The 6,130-nt window shown below is 33.7% G+C and carries 6 protein-coding genes; all 6 read right to left on the reverse strand.

Annotation, left to right across the window (positions count from 1 at the left end; all coding sequences use genetic code 11):
- Nucleotides 1-756, reverse strand: a 756-nt coding sequence (locus E0E16_RS10675) for a GLPGLI family protein (RefSeq protein ID WP_223177193.1), incomplete at its 3' end; no start/stop codon positions are given.
- A 26-nt stretch (nucleotides 757-782) separates the two neighbouring features.
- Nucleotides 783-1,598 (reverse strand): GLPGLI family protein, encoded by an 816-nt coding sequence (locus tag E0E16_RS10680; RefSeq protein ID WP_115367865.1) that lies wholly within the window; start codon nucleotides 1,596-1,598, stop codon nucleotides 783-785.
- 92 nt (nucleotides 1,599-1,690) lie between these two features.
- On the reverse strand, nucleotides 1,691-1,852 hold the full coding sequence (locus E0E16_RS13685) for a hypothetical protein (RefSeq protein ID WP_021669440.1): 162 nt from the start codon (nucleotides 1,850-1,852) through the stop codon (nucleotides 1,691-1,693).
- Nucleotides 1,853-2,018: 166 nt separating this feature from the next.
- Nucleotides 2,019-3,515: a vitamin K epoxide reductase family protein gene (locus E0E16_RS10685; RefSeq protein WP_025878080.1), complete on the reverse strand. Its 1,497-nt coding sequence runs from the start codon at nucleotides 3,513-3,515 to the stop codon at nucleotides 2,019-2,021.
- Between the two features lie 72 nt (nucleotides 3,516-3,587).
- Entirely contained in the window at nucleotides 3,588-3,944 is a 357-nt protein-coding gene (locus tag E0E16_RS10690; protein ID WP_025878079.1) for a hypothetical protein, read from the reverse strand.
- A gap of 150 nt (nucleotides 3,945-4,094) precedes the next feature.
- A complete protein-coding gene (locus tag E0E16_RS10695; protein WP_130830286.1) occupies nucleotides 4,095-5,831 on the reverse strand; it encodes a tetratricopeptide repeat protein in 1,737 nt (578 codons plus the stop codon).
- Nucleotides 5,832-6,130 lie beyond the last annotated feature (299 nt).

Here is a 6,130-nt window from a genome sequence, read left to right on the forward strand (position 1 = left end):
GTCAATTCCTGTTTCCATTTTGATTATTCCGCTCATATTTTCGAGATACTGTCTTTGCAACTTGAGAAAATCTTTCCGTTTTACTTTTTCAAATTTATTGGTACCAACATAAGTCTTACTCATGACAATTGGCATATCAGTAAGCTTTCGAATTCCCACAATCGTGAAATGATGATAAGCATTGGTATCGTATGCCTCCATAATTAGTCCTGGCAAGCCATGTAATTTCCATGGACCATCGCTGACAGGCACGTCAGGAGCAAACCATGCTGTCCAGTGGTGTCCTCTATAATCGCATGTTGCCATCTGAACTGTGTAATTCAAAATTGTTTTTGTGGAGTCTACCATCGTCCAGTTGATATTATTCAGAGAATCAACATAAATATAATCCTGTAGCGATAGTCCATCTGTAACGGTCATTTTGCCTTCTGGATAATTCTTGTAGACGTATGCCTTCATACGTCTATGAGGTGGGTCAATATTACTTGTAAATGCTTGATTTAACTGCTTTCTATAGATTTCATACCAATCAGGTTTAGACATTAAACTGTCTATCTGAAGGCTATAGAAGCTACAGCACTTTGAAACTTTCGAGCCTATCAACAATACTAATCTGTCGTCTTTTGTAGTTCCTTTTACTGTATCATTCTGATAGATATATTTGTATTGGTACTCAAAATTAGCATTATCAAGCATCTTCTGTGCTGATATTTTGCAGCACATACATACGAATAACAACGTTAATATCGCTTTCATAGGCATTTATATTCTCGTTTTTACAACTATTCTGTTTCTAAGGGCTGAAAGGTTAATTGTGTAGGCGAAGAATTGGGGTCAAGATCAATTCCTGTTTCCATTTTGATTATTCCGCTCATATTTTCGAGATACTGTCTTTGCAACTTGAGAAAATCTTTCCGTTTTACTTTTTCAAATTTATTGGTACCAACATAAGTCTTACTCATGACAATTGGCATATCAGTAAGCTTTCGAATTCCCACAATCGTGAAATGATGATAAGCATTGGTATCGTATGCCTCCATGATTAGTCCTGGCAAGCCATGTAGCTTCCATGGACCATCGCTGACAGGCACGTCAGGAGCAAACCATGCAGTCCAGTGGTGTCCTCTATAATCGCATGTTGCCATCTGAACTGTGTAATTCAAAATTGTTTTTGTGGAGTCTGCCATCGTCCAGTTGATATTATTCAGAGAATCAACATAAATATAATCCTGTAGCGATAGTCCATCTGTAACGGTCATTTTGCCTTCGGGATAATTCTTGTAGACATATGCCTTCATACGCTTGTGTAATGGTTGTTTCTTAGTTTTAAGAAACTCCATGATTTCCGCATCTATAATTTTACGCCTATTGGGATTTTCGTATCTTTCATCAACCTGCATACTATAAGAACTATAACACTTAGAAACTTTATTACCTAATAACAGCACAAGTCTATCATCCTCATCCAGTATTTTTTTCAGGGTATCTTGCATATGTACATATTGATATTGACACTCGAGATTGGTAACATCAAGTTTCTTCTGTGCAGTTACGACAGATGATATTAATATAAAAAATATTATCCAACTATATTTCATAACATAATTATGCTTTGCTAATAATGAAAAGATTTCAATATAATGAAATTTTTTTTAGGTGGATGTTTTAAACATCCACCTAAAATAATAGCTTAATGCTCCACGCAGTGAGTACTATATCCAATAGTCCACCCTGCAAGTGCCTTCTCCGAAAGTTTATTGTTAGCTATAATTTTGCGAAGATTTTCACAATACTCTTCTCTAGAAATACCACCAAAGATGTTTTCTAACTCTTTTAATTCTAATTTTTTCATAATTTTCTAAATTAATTTAATAGTAATATTTTTTTTGCCTTTCAAAAATGCTCTTAACTAGTATTTGAGTATCTTGAATTTAAATAAGAGGTTAGGCAGTGCCTCTATATAGACTTCAAATTAAAAGATTAGCAACTTCTTCGCTTTTTAAGTCTATATTTTATTTTTATTCAGTATATCTTGAGATATATGGAATGTCGGTTATCTTATATCCTTTGGGCAGTCTATAACTGTTTATGAGTACAAAGGGATAATGTTGGATATTCATACTTTGTATAGAGTTCAACAAACTCTTATATGTAACTATTGCCTCATCGTAGAAGCTGATTTGCTCTCTATAAGAGTTTGCAAATAAAGCTTTTAGGCAGTCTATATGGCTATGTAAGTAAAGCATGTAGAGGTTTAATTGCCTTTTATTATATTTTATAAATGTTTCCTTATTATTTTCCTCCACTCCTATACCATCAATTATAAGTTGCCAATGATATCTTTGAGGGAACTTTTGCATTAAAGAATAGATATCCTTTGCTACAGTCTTACAATGTTTACAATCAATACTTATGATGGTCGTAATTGTAACAGGAGCATTTATATTACCAAAGTTAAGCGATAAGTTCTTTGGTATATCCAATTCCTGTATTTTTTCAAAATAGCACGACAGAACTCTTTTGTCCCTTTTTAAATTCAAAAGCGTAATCTCCTTATCAAATAACGCCTGTGTATTTCTGCCGTTTATATAAAGGAGGTGGCAAATTATATAGACAACTATAGATAGAGACACCATACCAACAACTGTTTGGACTTCAACAGGCTGTAATGGTGATGTAATAATTAGTAGTTTTATGATAACCATAAACGTTATCCCCATGCAATACAGGCAATACTTCTTTATTTTTGCAAACTGATAAATTGTAAGTCCAATCATCAATACAACTGAGCAAACATAAGCTATCAAAGTTAGATGATCTTGAACTCGTAGGATTACCAAGGATGCCGAATCAAGAAGAAAGAAGTAAATTCCGATAACTGGTAGACCTATTGGAATCCATCTACCTAAAGGATTTTTTTGTGAAACATAATTACAGTCAATTTTTCGTCCTATTTTACAGAATGAATTGTACTCATAAATATTTACCTGTTGATTAAACAATATGAATGCACAAGCAAGCCCAAAGATATTTGCAATGAAAGTTATTATCAAGTCATCTGGTATTTTAAATAATGAATAGACTAAAAGAAGTATGAAACTTGCGTATAAAAATAACTTCTCATTTTGTACTTTTTCTCTATATTCAAACTCTTTTTTATCAACTACCAAGATAACACCGTCCCAAATACTTTTAAATTGGGTAATAGAAAGTCGCTTGCATCTTCCATCATACAACTCAACTCCTCTATCCTCAATTTTGTTCATAATATAGAAATGTCCTTCTTCTTCATTTGTATGTAGCAGAACGTTATTCATGTCTTTTAAATCCTCGATATGAGCAAGGTATGCATTTGAAGTTAACCCAAAATAAGATAATGTTGTAGAAACTGCAGCTAAACTTGGAAAGTGAGAATCTGAGAAAAGAACTTTATAGATCTCTTTTCTACTTGCAAAAATAGCCCTTTGTTCTAGAATAATAATTATAATATCTATTAAATAAATATTTGGCGACATACTATCTAAAAAAAATAAGATTCTTAACTTATTCTTATTAACACTATCTTTGATAAATGGGGATTAAACTAACTACAAGCTGATTTCACCAATATATGAACTTGAAGTAGATTTCATTGTTACTTTATAATTCCCTTTAAGATTTGTAGGTAAAACATAATTTGAGATATTCGGAACAATATACATAGTATATACAAGCGTGTCATTCTCATCCCAAAGCGTTAAAATATACTCTTCTTTTAAATCTTTGAAAGTCAGAATAGCATTATTTAAAGTTGCAACAATAGGACGAGTTGGCGATCTATATATTGGTCCGTTATGTCCAGGTTTGACAATTTCAACAGTGAGATATATTTCCTGAATATTATCCGCAGATACATTAATCGGAATAACTAAAAACAATGCAATTACTATAATAAGTTTATTCATAGTTGTTTGATTTTGATTATTTGAAAGCAAAATTAATTATTTCATAAAGATATAACAAAAAAAATGATTACACATTTTACACTTTCTTAAAGAAAAAGTGTAAAATACAGATTATCAAAGACTTGTATCTTGACAAAAATGGTTTATTGATCACATTTCCCTAATATTTTTATCAATTCCCGTAGCTCCATCTATGCCAAATAGCTTCTTATTAATAGCGGATCGGATGTTTGTTATACGCTGATTTTTCAAATTTAATAAGGTTGCGATTTCCGAAGGACTAAAGTAAAGTCGGACAAGGATGCTGGTTTTAATTTCCTGACTGGTAAGTGCGTAACTTGCATTACTAATCTTGGTATAGAAATCTGATAGACGTTGTGAAATTATTTCAATGAGATGACGCCACTCTTTTTCCGTTGGCATATTGGCATGGACTGCCAAATCATGAAATCTTATCACTATTTGATGAGAAAGCAAAGCCTGCTCAATATCCCATTCCTTTTCCTTTGCCGTATCTTCCTGATAGAACGACAGTTGTTCTTGCAGGTGCATAATCTCTTGCTCTTTCTGCTTTTTGAATCTTTCCATATCATGTCTTAACGCCTGCACATCGCTGGTGGCTTTGCTAAATCTAAATAGCAATGAGGAATATTCTTTGTTGGCAGCCATCTGCTGTGCCTTTCTTTTATCAGACATCTTTTTTCTATGTAAATATCCGATTACCGATATAGCTGATACAAGGAAAAGTATTCCGTAGATGACACGTATAAGGTTGTTGTTTTCTTCTTCTTTTTCAGTAGCCTTTCTTTTACTTTCGTTGTAGTTGTACAAAGCTTGCGCCCGTGTTATTTCTGTTGCCGACTCCTGAAAATTTGCTGAATCGTTGGCATCGGCAAATAATCGGGCATATTTGGCAATGGAGTCTTTCTCGCCACTTTTCTCGAATACGGACAACAAGCCTTTATATGCAGCTTCTTGATATTCAATTTCATCAAAACCATTCCATAATTTACGATAGAAATATTCCGCAGAATCATTTTTTTCTATCGCTTCGTAATATTTGCCTATATAGAAAAAGGAAGATATTCTTTCTTCTGTTAGTTCTTGTTGCCCATTCAGCACACCCGTGTATTTAATGTATTCGTCTATATGCTTCTTGGCTTCTTTTAATTGATTGTTTTCTATTTCTGCTTCTATCGTTGTAAGCAACGACCCCGCAGCATCGGAAGCCCTGCCACAGGCAATGTAACGTTTGTAAACATCATGGTTGATTTCCAAGGCTTTTTTCTTGTCATTAAGCAAATAATAAGCTCCACCCATGTGGTCTAGAAAATTAATAACTGCCAGTGTGTCTTTTACTTTCTCGGCACAGGCAATCGCTTTGCCCCACATCTTCAGTTCCATCTTGGGAGTACGTTGTTCGTCGAACAGTCCCGCCATCTGTGCGTAAACTCTGCTGAGTTGCTTAAAATCACAATCTGCTTGTGTTGTATCCGCTTGCTCCACAGCCTTGTTGTAATATTCAATCGCCATTGGCGCATCTCCCTTGTCGCGATAAACGCACCCCAACAGGTAGAGGGCCTTTATACGTTGTTTGTCGTTTCCGTACCTGTTATAGTAATCGGCAACATCGGTCATAAAGGTATCGGCTTTCATAGAGATGAAAAACTGATTATGGGCATCTGCCAAAAGAAAACGATAAAGCAGATAATCTTTCTTCGTAAAATTCCGCTGATTTTTAGAAAGGCTGTCCAAGATCGTTAATGCACGTTTGTCTTGATGAGCTATGAGACTGTCAATAGTGGCTAATTCTCCATGATATGTGGAATCGTTACATCCCACCAATACAAAGATAAGTAGTGTGAATATAGTAAGTGTATATTTCATTGTATTTGCATTTATAATGCAAAGATAGTACTTCTTAGTAAATAATTATAGTTCAAGTATATTAAAATGATTTATAAACAGACTCTTTTTAAAATAGGAATAACATAAAGTTATGCTTCCGCTCTGATTACTTGTTGAGTTTATCAATTATACTAATCATCTTATCCTACTTAGTCGTCCCTTGAAAAGTAAATAACCTATTGATTATCAATAAAATAGCCTTTCTATTATTTGTATATATCTACAAGTTTTTGTATCTTTGCATGGTAAAATCTTGCAAATCAACAATGTATAAATCT

Source organism: Prevotella rectalis (genome assembly GCF_900607215.1).
Lineage (GTDB): Bacteria > Bacteroidota > Bacteroidia > Bacteroidales > Bacteroidaceae > Prevotella > Prevotella brunnea.